General features: G+C 40.9%; 16 protein-coding genes. 4 read left to right on the plus strand and 12 right to left on the minus strand.

Translation table 11 applies throughout. The annotated features are described in order from the left end of the window. Positions 1-3: 3 nt before the first annotated feature. The 5 genes from yajC to BFP97_RS11110 form a co-directional block, all read right to left on the minus strand. Positions 4-321, minus strand: coding sequence for a preprotein translocase subunit YajC (gene yajC, locus BFP97_RS11090; protein WP_069842485.1), 318 nt, complete (start codon positions 319-321; stop codon positions 4-6). Between the two features lie 10 nt (positions 322-331). After that, the gene (locus tag BFP97_RS11095; RefSeq protein ID WP_069842486.1) at positions 332-853 is read right to left on the minus strand and encodes a DUF1573 domain-containing protein; all 522 of its coding nucleotides are present in this window, start codon (positions 851-853) and stop codon (positions 332-334) included. A gap of 11 nt (positions 854-864) precedes the next feature. Further along, complete coding sequence (locus tag BFP97_RS11100; protein ID WP_069842487.1) at positions 865-1,170, minus strand: YtxH domain-containing protein; 306 nt, start codon at positions 1,168-1,170, stop codon at positions 865-867. 4 nt (positions 1,171-1,174) lie between these two features. Further along, entirely contained in the window at positions 1,175-2,353 is a 1,179-nt protein-coding gene (gene nusB, locus BFP97_RS11105; RefSeq protein WP_069842488.1) for a transcription antitermination factor NusB, read from the minus strand. A 66-nt stretch (positions 2,354-2,419) separates the two neighbouring features. Beyond that, positions 2,420-3,523, minus strand: coding sequence for a Glu/Leu/Phe/Val family dehydrogenase (locus BFP97_RS11110; RefSeq protein WP_069844281.1), 1,104 nt, complete (start codon positions 3,521-3,523; stop codon positions 2,420-2,422). 149 nt (positions 3,524-3,672) lie between these two features. On the opposite strand from BFP97_RS11110, the gene BFP97_RS11115 reads away from it, so the two are divergent. Beyond that, positions 3,673-5,466: an ABC transporter ATP-binding protein gene (locus BFP97_RS11115; RefSeq protein WP_069842489.1), complete on the plus strand. Its 1,794-nt coding sequence runs from the start codon at positions 3,673-3,675 to the stop codon at positions 5,464-5,466. 1 nt (position 5,467) lies between these two features. Here the strand turns inward: BFP97_RS11115 and BFP97_RS11120 are convergent, their stop codons facing one another. The 5 genes from BFP97_RS11120 to BFP97_RS11140 are packed head-to-tail and all read right to left on the minus strand — an operon-like array spanning position 5,468 to position 10,133. Continuing rightward, positions 5,468-5,992, minus strand: a complete 525-nt coding sequence (locus BFP97_RS11120; RefSeq protein WP_069842490.1) for a GyrI-like domain-containing protein — start codon at positions 5,990-5,992, stop codon at positions 5,468-5,470. Continuing rightward, the gene (locus tag BFP97_RS11125) at positions 5,989-7,767 is read right to left on the minus strand and encodes an ABC transporter ATP-binding protein (RefSeq protein ID WP_069842491.1); all 1,779 of its coding nucleotides are present in this window, start codon (positions 7,765-7,767) and stop codon (positions 5,989-5,991) included. Before BFP97_RS11125 ends, BFP97_RS11120 begins: the two co-directional genes overlap by 4 nt. A gap of 3 nt (positions 7,768-7,770) precedes the next feature. After that, positions 7,771-8,514: a tRNA pseudouridine(38-40) synthase TruA gene (gene truA / locus BFP97_RS11130; RefSeq protein ID WP_069842492.1), complete on the minus strand. Its 744-nt coding sequence runs from the start codon at positions 8,512-8,514 to the stop codon at positions 7,771-7,773. Between the two features lie 20 nt (positions 8,515-8,534). After that, positions 8,535-8,897, minus strand: a complete 363-nt coding sequence (locus BFP97_RS11135) for a four helix bundle protein (protein ID WP_069842493.1) — start codon at positions 8,895-8,897, stop codon at positions 8,535-8,537. A gap of 36 nt (positions 8,898-8,933) precedes the next feature. Continuing rightward, positions 8,934-10,133 (minus strand): thiolase family protein, encoded by a 1,200-nt coding sequence (locus tag BFP97_RS11140; RefSeq protein ID WP_069842494.1) that lies wholly within the window; start codon positions 10,131-10,133, stop codon positions 8,934-8,936. 129 nt (positions 10,134-10,262) lie between these two features. On the opposite strand from BFP97_RS11140, the gene BFP97_RS11145 reads away from it, so the two are divergent. Continuing rightward, positions 10,263-10,763 carry a DUF4293 domain-containing protein gene (locus BFP97_RS11145; protein WP_069842495.1) on the plus strand — a complete coding sequence of 167 codons (501 nt, stop codon included), beginning with the start codon at positions 10,263-10,265 and terminating at the stop codon, positions 10,761-10,763. Between the two features lie 4 nt (positions 10,764-10,767). Here BFP97_RS11145 and BFP97_RS11150 read toward each other — a convergent pair whose 3' ends face one another. Together BFP97_RS11150 and BFP97_RS11155 are read right to left on the minus strand one after the other, a co-directional pair. Then, on the minus strand, positions 10,768-11,355 hold the full coding sequence (locus BFP97_RS11150) for a tRNA-(ms[2]io[6]A)-hydroxylase (RefSeq protein ID WP_069842496.1): 588 nt from the start codon (positions 11,353-11,355) through the stop codon (positions 10,768-10,770). Between the two features lie 62 nt (positions 11,356-11,417). Beyond that, positions 11,418-11,933, minus strand: coding sequence for an FKBP-type peptidyl-prolyl cis-trans isomerase (locus tag BFP97_RS11155; RefSeq protein WP_069842497.1), 516 nt, complete (start codon positions 11,931-11,933; stop codon positions 11,418-11,420). Positions 11,934-12,073: 140 nt separating this feature from the next. Between BFP97_RS11155 and BFP97_RS11160 the strand changes: the two genes are divergently transcribed. Then, positions 12,074-13,312, plus strand: a complete 1,239-nt coding sequence (locus BFP97_RS11160; protein ID WP_069842498.1) for a glycosyltransferase — start codon at positions 12,074-12,076, stop codon at positions 13,310-13,312. Between the two features lie 74 nt (positions 13,313-13,386). After that, complete coding sequence (htpG, locus tag BFP97_RS11165) at positions 13,387-15,282, plus strand: molecular chaperone HtpG (RefSeq protein WP_069842499.1); 1,896 nt, start codon at positions 13,387-13,389, stop codon at positions 15,280-15,282. Positions 15,283-15,365: the final 83 nt, after the last annotated feature.

The following is a 15,365-nucleotide window of genomic DNA, read 5'->3' on the forward strand; positions in this document are numbered from 1 at the left end:
GAGTTATGATTTATCAGACTCACGCTTGCTTGCCTCCAGAGAGATTGCAGATCTTTCAAATTTAATCTTAGTGCTCTTGTCAACTTCAATAGTGATAGTATCATCATCGTGAGCATATACTTTTCCGTGTACACCACCTATCGTTACTACAGCATCACCTTTTTTAATCTCGCTGATAAACTTCTTCTGGTCCTTTTGCTTTTTCTGCTGCGGACGAATCATGAAGAAGTAAAACACTAGAGCGATACCACCAAATAGTATGAGTTGGGACATCCAACCACTACCTTGTGGTTCTGCTTGGGCTAAAATTGAATATATCATTAAATCTTTCTTATGGTTGAGGTACCGCTCCTACCTGAACGAATCCTCTTAGGCTTAACCTTGTTTGTCTTGGGTTGGTGTTGGCAACAATTGTGATTACAGGGCTTACTTGACCTGATTTTCCCTTACTGTCATACCTTACAACAATCTCTCCTGTTTCTCCTGGGGCAATTGGTCCTGTAGGTTTCTTAGGAACAGTACAACCACAAGAAGCGGAGGCACTCTGTACCAAAAGATCCTCGGTGCCATTGTTAGTGAACTTATACGTAAAGTTCACCACTTCACCTTGATTGATTGTACCGAAGTTATGGGTTGTTTTTTCCCATTTGAATGAAGCACCTGAAGCAACATTTGTTTCAATCGCTTGCGCTGATGAAGTAGGTGTAGCAGTATTTCTTACCACATTACCATTCTCCATTTGGTTGATTCTTCTTTCTAGGTTTGCAACTCTTTTCTCAAGCTCAGCATTTCCACAACTACTAAGCATCACAATGCATGCAAGTGCACTAAGAAGTGTAACTTTAGTTTTCATAGTTTTAAATTTTATTCTTTTTCTCCTGATTTTATCTGACCTATCAAGTCATCCACATCGCTCAATAGCTGTTCTGCTTTTTGACGTGCGTCTGAGACTACCTTTTGACCTTCTTTTTTGGCTGTAGAAGAAATCTCTACTTTTCCATTAATCAAGTCTTCTAACAGGTCTTCTAATTGTTTCTTATACTTATCTAACTGATAAGACAGCTTATCTCTTGTGTTAGAACCTTTATCTGGCGCATATAGTATCCCCAAAATGGCACCAGTTGCCGCACCAATCACAAATGCCAATAAACTACTTGACCCTTTACTCATAATCTTATTTGTTGTCTAATAGGCCTCTGCCCGATTTTTTCAATTGACCATTTTCCTTAAGGTCGCTTGATATCACATCTAAAATCCCGTTAACAAACTGCTTGCTTTTAGGTGTGCTGTAATTTTTTGAGAGCTCAATATACTCATTAATGGTCACCTTCACAGGGATGTTTCTGAAATTCATCATTTCGGAAATGGCCATTTTAAGTATTATTTGATCCGTATTTGCCAGTCTATCCACCTCCCAATTCTTTGTTTTGGCAGCAATCATTTCACTATACTCCCGATCGTGCTTTACGGTTGTGTCAAGGATTTTTTCAAAGAACTCCTTGTCCTCTTCCCAATTGTTAGAGAAGTCAGGCAAATCGAATGTCTTTGGCTCTGTATCCTCTTCAACATCTCTTACCGATCTGGCTACCAAACTCCTTATGATGGCTTTATTCTCGACCCAATGGATGTCTTGTTCTTCAAAATAAGACAGGATAACATCCGCCTTAAAAACAATTTGTTTAATCAGATGATCAACAATTTCCTTGTCTTGCTTGAATGTCGGATTAGCTGTTCTTCTATAGGAACTAAAATTCTCATCCTTCTTGAGCACATCCTTATACCAGCTCTTTAGGTTATCTTCTTCCCCCTCCCAGCTCATATCCTTTTTAACTAGGGCGACTTGAACTTTTGACGACTTCCTAAAAAAGTCGATGATCTTATTTTGCGAAAGGTTGTAGTCACCGACTAGTAGCTTCTCGGGAGAAAGCTTTTGCTTCTTGTCTGATTCAGATTTGCTCAGATCAGACCATGCAATCAGTAGACTGATTACCCATAGGAAATGGTCGACCAAAGACTCTGCATCAAGAATCATTGACTTTTTCAGTCTGGTTAAGTCTTCCTTCGTATTGCTGAGATAATTCTTATGCGCTTGATTTGCGGCAGATTGTGCTTCTTTAGACACTTCCATTCCCTCAGGGAGCGGTCGTTGAATTACTTTTTCTGACAGCACTGCTTTTGCTTGCTCTTGATTTGACTTTAATAAGTCGTGATCTGGAGCTTCCATCGAGTTCAAGTCAGGCTGAAAAGCTTCCTCGATCTCCTTCAAGCCTATATTGTAGTTAGCCTCTTTACACTGACCGAAGGCGAAAATGGTCTGCATGGCTTTTACTCGTAATGATCTCCTGTTGAGCATTGCAAAAAGTATAAGAACTATAAAATTAAGTAGTAGTGGGTAGCATTTCTAACCACCCACCTAATATTACATTGAAAGTTTCACTCTTCCTATGTCTTCTATTCGTTTTTCTGCCAATTTCATTGCAGCATCCTGAGTAGGAATACCTTTCTCAGTCGCTAGTGCAAAGATATTGTGCGTTGTATCATAGATTTTCTCAGTCCATGAATAAGCCTGTTGCTTATTGTAAGCACCAGCCAACTCACCTGAGATATTAATAATTCCACCTGCATTGATCACAAAATCCGGAGCATATAGAATACCAGCATCGATAAGCATTTGACCATGTCTCGCTTCATCTTCTAACTGATTATTAGCTGCACCTGCGATCACGCTAGCCTTCAATCTCCCAATTGTATTATCATTTAGAGTGGCTCCCATCGCGCATGGCGCATAAATATCGACATCTAGATCATAGATTTCATCCATACCCACCACAGTAGCTCCAGTGTCATTAGACACTTTTGCAAGTCTTTCTTGATTGATATCTGTAATTGAAACTACGGCTCCTTCCTCAACCAGGTGATTAACCAAGTACATCCCTACCTGACCCACTCCTTGAACAGAAACTTTTTTCCCATTCAAGCTATCGGTTCCATATGCCTTCTTAGCTGCTGCCTTCATGCCCATATAGACTCCATAGGCTGTCACTGGAGAAGGATCTCCACTACCACCCATTTCTACCGGAAGTCCAGTTACATGTTTTGTCTCCATTCCGATATATTCCATATCGCTGGTCTTCATATTCATGTCTTCTGCTGTGATATACCTTCCTCCAAGGCTATTCACGAACTTCCCGAACCTTCGTAAAAATGCTTCATTTTTTAGTTTAGTGACATCGCCAATAATTACTGCTTTACCACCTCCCAAATTTAATCCCGATACGGCAGCCTTATAGGTCATACCTCGAGAAAGTCTTAGTACATCAACAATGGCTTCTTCTTCAGTAGCGTAGTTCCAAAATCGCGTTCCTCCAAGCGCGGGACCTAATACTGTGTTGTGAACACCAATGATTGCTTTAAGACCTGTTGCGTTGTCTTGGCAGAAAACAATCTGCTCATGACCCATCTTAGATGTTTGTTCAAAGATGGATATGCCACCGGCTTTTTCGGTTACATCTACTTCATCCATTACATTCATATTAGAGTTTACTTTATATTTGCCTCAGATCTGCCGAAACAGTCTTTTGACGGAGCGCAAAACTAACCAATTAATCGACATTTCTAAAGATTAAAAGTACCCTCGGCAACCTTTAATGTGTTGTTTCTGTTAAGACTATCGTGAAAGAACTCAGGCACCTCAACAAGTATCTCTATAAGTACAAACACCTTCTAATCCTGGGGTTCATCTTCTTAGTGGTTTCAAACTATTTTGCTGTTTGGCCAGCACGCGTTGTTCGCTATGCCATTGACTATGTAACCGAGAGTTTTGCCCTTTACCGCTTGTTTGAGGGGGGTGAATTAAGCGCTGGAGTGTTCGAACAGTTGGAAGTAGGCATTCTGGTTCTGGGTGCCCTCATGATTCTCATGGCGCTTTTAAGAGGTTTTTTCCTATTTCTGGTGAGGCAAACCATCATTGTTATGTCTCGAAAGATTGAGTTTGATCTGAAAAACGAAGTTTTCGAGCAGTACCAGAACCTTCCCTTAAGCTTTTACCGAAGGAATAATACAGGTGATTTGATGAATCGAATCTCTGAAGATGTCAGTAGGGTAAGAATGTATCTGGGGCCTGGAATCATGTATGGAATTAACCTGCTGGTACTTTTTCCTATGGTGATCTATGAAATGCTTCGGGTGAATGCTGAGCTTACTTTTTATGCTTTACTTCCATTGCCGATACTTTCAGTGAGCATCTATTTTGTTAATAATATTATCAACAAGCGCTCTGAAAAGATTCAAGAAAGCCTTTCTGACCTATCAACAAGTGTACAGGAAGCATTTTCAGGCATTCGTGTACTCAAAGCATTTGTGAGAGAACAAGACTCAACACAGCGTTTTGAAAACGAAAGCGAAAAATATAAGTATCGATCATTGCGATTGACTTTCGTCAATGCACTTTTCTTTCCACTGATTATGGCCCTTATCGGACTGAGTGTGATCTTGACCATTTACATAGGCGGTTCTCAAGTGATCAATGGTGAGATTACATATGGAAACATTGCGGAATTTGTGATCTATGTAAACATGCTCACTTGGCCCGTGACAGCCCTTGGCTGGATCACTAGCATTAATCAACGAGCCGCTGCTTCGCAAAAACGAATCAATGAGTTCCTGAGAGAGAAAAACGACATTCAATCTACTGAGAACCTAGAGAAAGAAATTGCGGGCGATCTGGTATTTGATAACGTTAGTTTCACTTATCCTGACTCAGGGATTAAAGCCCTAAAAAATGTATCCTTTGATGTAAAAGCAGGTCAGTCCATTGCGATCATTGGCACAACCGGTTCAGGAAAAAGCACTATTGCTAACCTAATGCTTAGGCTGTATGACACTACAAGTGGCTCTGTTGCAGTAGACAATCAGGATATCAAAAAATACAACATCCCTAACCTGCGGAGTCAAATGGGCTATGTCCCTCAGGATATTTTCCTCTTCTCTGATTCCATCAAAAACAACATTGCATTTGGCAATGATGACATCACAGAAGAGCAGGTTTTTCAAGCCGCGAAGGATGCTGACTTATACGACAATATTGCAGACTTCCCTGAGGGTTTTGAGACCATGTTGGGCGAGAGAGGAATCACGCTTTCTGGAGGACAAAAGCAAAGAGCTTCAATTGCTCGGGCAATAGTCAGAAACCCAAACATTCTTATTCTTGATGATGCGCTATCGGCAGTAGATACCAATACTGAAAACACCATCCTGAATAGCCTAGCGAATATCATGGAAGGGCGTACTACTGTGATTATTTCACACCGGGTCTCTTCCGCAAAACTTGCTGACAAAATCATTGTACTTGATGATGGTGAAATCATCGAACAGGGTACCAATGAAAGCCTTTTGGCACAAAACGGTGTCTATAAGGAACTGTACGAAAAACAGTTGAAACAGGAAGAGTCAGCGGAATCGGCCTAAGCTATTTCGCCAACATGTCTATAATAATCTCATTAGCGGAGACGTATTGTTCAACAGTGAAATCCTGAAGCCTTATACTGGCCTCTGCGGCTTTTTCCCGAATGTTATTTTCGATTGTCTTAGGGCTCGGCATCACAACATTGTGTGCTTCAATACTTGCACGAACAGCTCTTTTGGTCGGAATGGTAATTCGGGTATAGCCTTGAGGTATGGAGGCTAATCCTTGATCCAACTTAATCCCTATAAACAGCTTTTGCTCATCTTCAGCTAAAGTGGAATCATTGTAATGTATGACTACCAGTGTCCCGTCAATAATTTCATCTTCAATAAGCTCCTTTGCCTTAAAAAAGGCTTCTTCAATGGCAGAACTATCAGACTTACCCCGATAGGCAACACCTACAAGGTTATAGTCACTGACATTTTCGATGGAGTATTCAACCTTATTTAATCCCCCGAGATAAAAATAAACAGCCGTTATAATGATGATTGCACTAACGCCAATAATGGTAATTCTTCCTTTGCTCATGAGACTATTACTTCTTTGTATTGCATTTGGTATAGGTTGGCATAGAAACCCTTGTTATCCAAGAGCTCTTGATGATTGCCTATTTCCTTAATCTCACCTTTGTCCAGCACTATGATCTTGTCAGCCCCTTGAATAGTTGATAGTCGATGCGCAATTACAATTGCCGTTCTACCCTTCATCAGTACCTCAATGGCATTTTGAATCAACTCTTCTGTTTCTGTGTCTACGGAAGAAGTGGCTTCATCCAGCACGATCACTTTTGGATCGTATACCATAGCCCTAACAAATGAGATCAATTGTCTCTGTCCTACGGAAAGCGTAGAACCTCTTTCCATTACATTGTAGTCATAGCCACCAGGCAGTTTTTGAATCAGCTTATTGACGCCAACCAACTCCGCTGCCTCGATCATCTTGCTGTCAGGGATATCAGGATTGCCGAGGGTGATATTATGACGAATAGTATCAGAAAAAAGGAATACATCCTGTTGAACCACTCCAATTTTTTGACGTAAGGCCCCCAGATCAAAATCCTTGACATCTCTTCCGTCTATATCGATCTCTCCTTTGTTGATTTCATAGAATCGAGACAAAAGATTAATCACTGAAGATTTCCCTGCTCCTGTAGCTCCAACTAAGGCGATCGTTTCACCTTCCTTTACCTCAAATGAGATGTCTTTTAGGACATAATCTTCATCGTTGTAGGCAAACCAAACATTTTTGAAAGACACATTTCCTTTGATTTCCGCTGGCTTATAATCTCCTTCATCAGGGATATGGTCTTTGCTATCTAATAGATCGAAGATTCGATTAGAACTGACAATACCCATTTGGAGTGTGTTAAAGCGATCGGCAATCATCCTGATAGGTCTAAAGAACATCTGGATGTACATGATAAAAGCGATGATTACTCCCGGGCCTGTTTCCGTATTGATCAAGATTCCTCTCGCCCCGTACCAAACCGCCATACCGATCGCAATGGCCTGTATAATCTCTGCAACTGGGAAATAAATGGAGTAATAAAGTACCGATCGGATATGTGCTTTCTTGTGCTCTGTGTTAATCTCTTTGAACTTGTCCATCTCACGCTTTTCAGCATTGAAAATCTGTACAATGTTCATCCCCGTCACGTGCTCCTGAACAAATGAGTTAAGGTTTGAAACCGCGTTTCGCACCAAGTTGAAAGTCACTTTGATCTTCTCTTTGAAGATATAGGTACTGAAAATCAGTAATGGTAATGTTGATAAACTGACAAGGGTCAAACGCCAGTCGAGATAGAACATGAAACCCATTAGAAAAACGAGTTGAAGTAGATCTCCTATTAAAGCCGCAATGCCTTCACTAAAGACGTTAGAGAGCGTTTCGATGTCAGAGACGTTCCTCGTTACCAGCCTTCCTATTGGTGTTTTATCAAAGAACTTGAGTCTCAGCTTGAGCAAGTGTCTATACAACTTTACTCTTATATCCTTGATAATCACTTGACCAACCCAGCCAGACAAATAGGTGTGAGAATACTGAACAATGGCCAAGAGAATGATATGACCTATTAGGATCGTGGTCATAAAAACCAGTCCATCATAGTCTCCGGCAGGCACAAAATCATCAATGGCACGCTGCACTATGTATGGCCTGATCGGTGTGAGTATAGCCAAGAAAATCGTCAGAAATACCAGTAAGTAAAACTGCTTAATGTATGGCCTTGCAAACTGGAATAGCCTCTTTAATACTTGAAAATCAACCAGATTCCCGGTTTTGACTTTTTCTTTCTCTTGTTCCAATCGTTAGAGATAAATTGACTCCGGATATTTGACCTCAGTCAAAAACAATCCATGAGGTGGTACAGCCCTTCCCGCAACCTTGCGATCTTTGGCTTTAATAATATTAACAAATTCTTCAACAGTAAGTTTCTGCTGACCGACATCCAGCAAGGTGCCTACCAGCGCTCTTACCATGCCCCGCAAAAACCTGTTTGCCCTTACGTGAAAAACGAGTTGATCGTTTTCTACAATCCACTCTGCCTGGGTAATAGTGCAAATAAAGTTATTCACCTCCGTTTTCACCTTACTAAAGCTCTCAAAATCTTGCTCACCAAGCAGTTCTTTTGCCGCCTCGTTCATTAGGTCAAGATCCAATGGCTGACTGAAATAGTAACTTTGACCCACGTAGAAAGGTGACTTTTGGGGATTGATGAAATATTGATAAGCCCTTTCAATGGCATCAAATCTGGTATGAGCATCATGCTTTACCTCTCTAACTTCATTTACAGCAATATCAGGAGGTAGAATGCTGTTCAGCTTGTAGACCAGATCAACTGTATCTAAATGCTGGTCATTGTCGAAATGAGCTATTTGTTGTTTTGCATGAACACCAGTATCGGTTCTTCCACTTCCCATGATCTCCGTTGGAACCCTTAGCACCTTGGAAAGACACGCTTGAAATTCTCCTTGCACCGTATGGGCATTGGCTTGCACCTGCCAACCGCGATAGTTGGAGCCGTTATAGCTGATGTCGATGAAATATCTCATTAGGAGTCAGAAGCCTGAATTTAGGAGTTAGAGGAGATTTTTGAAACATATCCAGAAAGCATCTTACCAACCTCATTAATCTTATTGAACAGCAATTCTTTTGAATCATGATACTTTAAGTCTGCAGACAATATTGTGAAATACTTCAGCTCCTGAATAGACCCTTGAGAAATGTTATAGAACCGTAGCTTATCCTTTATTCCTCTCTTTGCGAATCCTTCTGCAATATTGGATGGAATAGAATAAGCCGCTCTTCTCATTTGCGAGGTTAAACCAAATTGTTCGGATTTCGGGAAGGAATCCGTCAAGTGATATATTTCAAGCACAACAGCATGTGATTTCTGCCAAACTACTAAATCCTCAAATGATGAAGCCCTATCCATTCTAAATTCTAACTCCTAACTTCTATCTCCTCCTAACTAGCACTTCTCAAAGATGATTGCAGCCCCTTGGCCAACGCCTACACACATAGTTGCCAAACCATATTTTGCACCTTCCCTTTTTTTCATTTCATGAAGGAGGGTAGCCGAAATTCTCGTTCCGCTAGCCCCTAGAGGATGACCGATGGCAATAGAGCCGCCATTTACATTGACTTTCTCTGGGTCAAGTTCAAGTTCTCGCATACAGGGGATTGCTTGTGCGGCAAAAGCCTCATTCAATTCAATTAAATCCAAGTCACTGGCTTTTATACCTGCTCTTTTTAGTGCTTTTTGTGTTGCCGGAATCGGCCCCACTCCCATCACCTCTGGGGACACTCCAGCGATGGCCATGGACTTTACTCTTGCCATTGGAGTCAGGTTGAACTTCTTCAAAGTCTCTTCATTAACGATCAAACAGGCTGCAGCACCGTCATTGATGCCAGATGAATTTCCTGCTGTGACAGTTCCCCCCTCCTTAAAGGCTGGCTTTAAGGAGGCCAACTTTTCTAGTGATGAAAGCCTAGGGTGTTCGTCTTTATCGAAATGAAGAGGGTCTGCCCTGCGTTGTGGAATGTCAATGGCCACAATCTCATCACTGAATTTTCCAGCTTCGTGGGCTGCCTGATATTTCTCTTGGGTATGGTGTGCAAATTTATCTTGATCTTCACGACTCACTTTCCATTTTTCAGAAACATTCTCAGCAGTTTCTCCCATGGCGTAAGGGTAATGGATCGCAGATAATTTTGGATTAGGAAATCTCCAACCAATCGTTGTATCAAACATATTGGTGGCTCTACCAAATGCCGTTTCTGATTTCCCCTGGACAAAAGGAGCACGTGTCATACTTTCGGTACCCCCAGCAATGTAGGCTTCACCATCACCTACCATCAATCCGCGGCTCGCATCCATTATGGACTGTAAGCCTGAGGCACAAAGCCTGTTGACGGTTATGCCTCCAACCTCCACAGGCAAGCCAGCCATTAGCCCAGCCATTCGGGCAACATTACGATTATCCTCTCCTGCCTGATTGGCTGCTCCAAAAACTACATCTTCCAACAATTGTGGATCAAATGCGGAATTTCTTTCCATCAAGGCCTTAATCACATGAGCTGCCAGATCGTCTGGCCGAACTGATGCGAGTGTGCCACCAAACTTCCCAATTGGGGTCCTTACAATATCTACTATATATGCCGATTCCATCTCTAAAGTTTATGCGCTACGAATTAACTCAATTTGCCTTAGCTCTGAAAACCACTTGAATCAAATCGTAGTTCCCCTTTCAAAATTCGCTCTGCTTTTGGCTATATTTGCAGCTCAAATTCAAAACCGATGATTCAGCGATTTCAAACTGTTCTTTTGTTATTGGTGGCCATTTGTATGGCTACTTTTTTAAATATGTTCATTTGGGCTGAGGTCAGTGCGGACCAAAGCAAGGTAGCAAGGCTAAGTGCATTTAAAATGGAGGTATTCGATACAGCAGGTACTCTTCAAAACCAAATGGATGATGAAGTGATTAGGACAGATTCGATTTGGTATGTAGGCGTATTAGCAATTTTGGTAATACTCGTAGCGATCTTCTCAATATTGCAATACAAAAATCGTTTAAATCAAATGAAACTTGGTGCATTGAATGCCTTATTCATGGCAGCTACTCTAGGTTTAAGTTTCTACAAGATCTACACCTATGAAAACCTCGTGAATCCCGAAGGTCAAGGTGGTATTCAAATAGGTTTTTATTTGGTTGGCGTTGCCATGATGTGTAATCTACTATCCAACAGATTCATTCGTAAGGACGAAAAACTGGTGAAATCTGTTGATAGGATTAGATAATTTTTTAGTGCAAAGCTGGTCTAATCTTTAAACCAGCTAATATTTTGGCTTCCTTCTGCATAAGTTCATCTAGCTTTGTATACACTAAGTCTTCGTCAAAGTAGTTAAGGGCAAGCTTAACATAAATATTACCATGCTTGGCTTCTGATACCCAAAGCTCCTTGTAGAATTTTTTGAGAACAGGGTCTTCAATATTGTCGGCTACCAACTTGAAACGCTCACATCCACGGCATTCGATTACCGAACCCAATAACAAACGGATTAAAAAACGGGAGTCTGAAGAGCCTCCTTTAGCTTCTTCCATCAGTTGATGGATATACACATCAGGCTCCATTTTAGAGGGAAGTGGCACATTTTTCTCTTTCATTACTTCATATACCTGTTGAAAATGCTCCAACTCCTCTAGGGCAGTATCAATAAGATCTGGAATGATAAAATCGCGATCAGGATACTTCGCAATCAAGCTCATGGCCATGGCAGATGCTTTTCGTTCGCAATCCGCATGATCCTGCAAAAAGGACGGAAAATCGTTCATCACCGCATCTATCCACTCTTGTGAAGATGCACTTAATACTTCAACAGAATACTTCATTCAATTCATTCATTGCAGATGGAGGTTCACAAAGAGTCTCCTTGTAATAAAAGTAATCGAATTCAGAATATTTCTAGCACGTCTATCCTTATCCTGAGTATTTCATTTCTCTCAAGTCCAAACGCAGGAGTATTCCGATAAGCCAGTGTCGAAGGGACATAGAAGGTACCCTCAGCACCAACGTTCAAGAGTGATGTCCCGATTTCGTAACCCTCAATAACAGTACCGGTACCTAACAAATACTTGAAAGGTCCATAACTTCTACTCGCAGAATAAATTCCATTAGCTCTGGCCAGATCTTCATTGGTGGTATCGATAAGTCTACCTGATAATGTATAGATGTCATATTGTGTCGTGACAGAATCCCCATTAATTGGAAAATCGCCATTACCGGTATTATTAACAGAGTACCTTATTCCTGAAGGGTGAATTTGAACCGTTTGCCCATTGTCTGAGAGATGAGCATCAATTAACCCTAAGTCAATTTGCAACTGGGCCACTGGGTCGTAGGGTTCTTCATCTGAGTTATTACAAGAGCAGACTAAGGCGATAACGGCAAGGAATATTAACTTTTTCATTGAGTGTTGTTTTGATACTATGATAAAATAAACTGATCTCCATTGACACATGTTCTGGCCGAAGGTTAAACTTTGCTAATCCAATTGTTAAAAAAATAAAAATTACCCCCGCACCAGATATTTCACAACATTTGCAAAAGGTGAACAAAACAGCTGAGCTTTATATCAATAATTACTTCAAGAGATTTGCTTCCAGAAAGCCGATCATTGATCAGCCCATAAACTCCACTTGTGGACTGATCATTGTGATTCCCTGTTATAATGAACCAGACCTCATCGGCACACTGAACTCTTTGACATCCTGTTATCCTCCCAGTTTTCCAATAGAAGTAATCATTGTGGTAAACCAAAGTGAAATCACCGACTTGGAAGTAAGGGTACAAAACCTCAGAACTATAGAGGCCTTCAAAAAATGGAACGGGTCAATAAAGCATCAAAACTTAGACTTCCATTTGATTGAAGCATTAGACATGCCGAAAAAGCATGCCGGAGTTGGCTTGGCACGAAAGACAGGTATGGATGAAGCATTAAGGCGATTTGATGCTATTGGTATAGATGGGACCATCGGTTGTCTCGATGCAGATTGCAGGGTGTCAAAAAATTATTTGACGGAAATAGAAGAGAAGTTCGGAAAGTCAAATGCTGGTTTGGGCGAAGTCCATTTCGAACATCAATTCAAACTTGAAAGGAATGAGAAACTTAGAAAAGGGATTATCAATTATGAGCTTTTTCTATACTACTATGTAGAAGGCCTAAAACAGGCAGGTTTTCCTTTTGCCATCCAAACGATCGGTTCGTGTATGTTGGTCAAGGCATCCACTTATGCTAAGCATGGAGGTATGAACAAACGCAAGGCAGGAGAAGACTTTTATTTCCTTCATAAAATCATCCCACATGAAGCGTTTATTGAAATAAACGATGCGACTGTATATCCGTCCTGTCGTACTTCAGATCGTGTGCCTTTCGGAACTGGAAAAGCTCAGCAGGATTGGTTAGATGAAGGTTCAGACGATTACCTGACCTATGACCCAAGGGTATTTAAAGAACTCAGGGTATTGATTGACGCAGTAGATCAATTTTTTGAATATCGTCTAGAAGCCATTATCGAACAACTCCCTAAAATCCCAAGAACCTTTGTTCAAACTTATGGGTACGAAGGAAAGATCAACTTGATCAAGTCAAACTGTAAAAACCTCGAGCAATTTCGAAAGCAGTTCTTCATTTGGTTTGATGGGTTTCTGTGTATGAAATTCGTGCACTTTGTGCGGGATAATTACTTTGAGAATATACCTATTCAACTGGCGGTCCAACGGTTAATGAAAACCGAAGGAGACTGCCAATCCATGTTAGAAGACATTAGGGTTAAAGTCCGTTCTTGACAATATGTCACCCTTTCTCCATTGGTATGGCATTTGATATTGTGGCGACAGAATAAAACAATGACAAAATAGCTATGCAAGAAAAAGGTACTATCTCGATTCACACCGAGAACATTTTTCCCATCATTAAGAAGTTCCTCTATTCAGATCATGAAATCTTTTTGAGAGAGCTTGTTTCCAATGCAGTCGATGCTACTCAAAAACTCAAAAGACTGGCATCACTAGGAGAATATACCGGAGAAGTTGGCGAAACTAGGGTTGAAGTAGCTGTCAATAAAAAGAAAAAAACCATCACCATTAGCGATAGTGGTATTGGTATGACGGCCGAGGAAATAAAAAAATACATCAACCAAATTGCCTTCTCTGGCGCGACCGAATTCGTTGAGAAATTCAAAGATGCTGGAGATGCCAAAGAGATCATCGGTAAGTTTGGTCTAGGTTTCTACTCTGCCTTTATGGTAGCTGGTAAAGTTGAAATAGACAGTTTGTCATATCAGGAAGGTGCCGAGCCAGCCAAATGGATTTGCGATGGCAGCACTGAGTTTGAAATCAAAGCTGGCAAGAGGAAAACACGTGGTACAACCATTACGCTTCACGTAAATGATGATTCCGAGGAGTTCTTGGAAGAAATGCGTATCCAGAACATCCTTGACAAATACGCTAAGTTCTTACCGATCGAAGTAAAATTTGGTGAGAAAGATGAGTCAGTGGAAGATGGAGAAGACAAAGAGGGTAAGAAGAAATATAAGACCGTCAAGGTTGATAACATCATCAACAACACTACTCCTATCTGGACAAAGTCTCCTTCTGATCTTTCAGATGAAGATTATATCAAGTTCTACAAAGAGCTCTATCCATTTCAGGAAGATCCATTATTCTGGATTCACCTGAATGTAGACTACCCATTTGAATTGACAGGTATTCTCTACTTCCCGAAAATCAAGAATGACTTTGAGGTTCAGAAGAATAAGATCCAGCTCTACTCTCGCCAGGTGTTCATCACAGACGAGGTAAAAGATGTTGTACCTGAATTCTTGATGTTACTACACGGTATCATTGACTCACCAGACATTCCTTTGAACGTTTCTAGAAGTTACTTACAGTCTGATGGAAACGTGAAGAAAATCAATGCCTATATCACCAAGAAAGTAGCAGACAAGCTGGGTGAACTCTTCAAAAAAGAACGTGAGTCTTACGAAAGCAAATGGGATGATATCGGGCTTTTTGTAAAGTATGGAATGCTCTCAGAAGAGAAGTTTTATGACAAAGCGAAAGACTTCGGTTTGGTGAAAAACACCGAAGGCAAGTACTTCACTATCGATGAGTACCAAAAGCACATTGAGACGAATCAGACGGATAAGGACGACAACAAAGTTTGGTTATATTCTTCTCACCCTGCCAAGCAGGACAGCTTTATCACTGCTGCGACAGATAAGGCATATGATGTGCTGGTCTTTGATACGCCAATTGATAGTCACTTCATTAATCATATGGAGACCAAGCTTGAAAAAACTCAAATCAAGCGAGTGGATGCAGATAACGTAGACAAGCTGATCGACAAAGACGAAAAGCGTGAGTTAGTGATTTCTGAGGAGCAGAAAGAAGGGCTCAAAGGAGTTTTTGAAAAGGCGATCAATAATGGAACCTACAAAGTCTCAATCGAGCCATTATCTCCTTCAGATGCCCCTGTGACAGTGACCATGCCTGAATTCATGAGAAGAATGAAAGAAATGCAGGCTACTGGAGGTGGCGGTGGATTCAACATGTTTGGATCAATGCCTGATACCTATGATGTATCAGTAAATGGTAATCACCCATTAGCTGATAAAATCATCAGTGCTAAAACAGACAAAACGAAAGAGAAAGTAGCAAAACAGGCATTTGACCTAGCTTTACTGTCTCAAGGGCTTCTAGAAGGCAAAGACCTGACTGAGTTCATTAAGAGAAGCACGGATATCTTGAGTAAGTAATTCCTAGCTCTCACAAAATTGAATACCACGTCCTCCAAAGGATGTGGTATTTTTTTTGCTTCAAAAACTAAATAGCTTGCGCG

The organism is Roseivirga sp. 4D4, assembly GCF_001747095.1.
Lineage (GTDB): Bacteria > Bacteroidota > Bacteroidia > Cytophagales > Cyclobacteriaceae > Roseivirga.

Bases quoted from the DNA above. Each gene is read 5' to 3' on its own strand.
- yajC (WP_069842485.1), bottom strand. From the start codon at position 321: ATGATATATTCAATTTTAGCCCAAGCAGAACCACAAGGTAGTGGTTGG.
- BFP97_RS11095 (WP_069842486.1), bottom strand. From the start codon at position 853: ATGAAAACTAAAGTTACACTTCTTAGTGCACTTGCATGCATTGTGATG.
- BFP97_RS11100 (WP_069842487.1), bottom strand. From the start codon at position 1,170: ATGAGTAAAGGGTCAAGTAGTTTATTGGCATTTGTGATTGGTGCGGCA.
- nusB (WP_069842488.1), bottom strand. From the start codon at position 2,353: ATGCTCAACAGGAGATCATTACGAGTAAAAGCCATGCAGACCATTTTC.
- BFP97_RS11110 (WP_069844281.1), bottom strand. From the start codon at position 3,523: ATGGATGAAGTAGATGTAACCGAAAAAGCCGGTGGCATATCCATCTTT.
- BFP97_RS11120 (WP_069842490.1), bottom strand. From the start codon at position 5,992: ATGAGCAAAGGAAGAATTACCATTATTGGCGTTAGTGCAATCATCATT.
- truA (WP_069842492.1), bottom strand. From the start codon at position 8,514: ATGAGATATTTCATCGACATCAGCTATAACGGCTCCAACTATCGCGGT.
- BFP97_RS11135 (WP_069842493.1), bottom strand. From the start codon at position 8,897: ATGGATAGGGCTTCATCATTTGAGGATTTAGTAGTTTGGCAGAAATCA.
- BFP97_RS11140 (WP_069842494.1), bottom strand. From the start codon at position 10,133: ATGGAATCGGCATATATAGTAGATATTGTAAGGACCCCAATTGGGAAG.
- BFP97_RS11145 (WP_069842495.1), top strand. From the start codon at position 10,263: ATGATTCAGCGATTTCAAACTGTTCTTTTGTTATTGGTGGCCATTTGT.
- BFP97_RS11150 (WP_069842496.1), bottom strand. From the start codon at position 11,355: ATGAAGTATTCTGTTGAAGTATTAAGTGCATCTTCACAAGAGTGGATA.
- BFP97_RS11155 (WP_069842497.1), bottom strand. From the start codon at position 11,933: ATGAAAAAGTTAATATTCCTTGCCGTTATCGCCTTAGTCTGCTCTTGT.
- htpG (WP_069842499.1), top strand. From the start codon at position 13,387: ATGCAAGAAAAAGGTACTATCTCGATTCACACCGAGAACATTTTTCCC.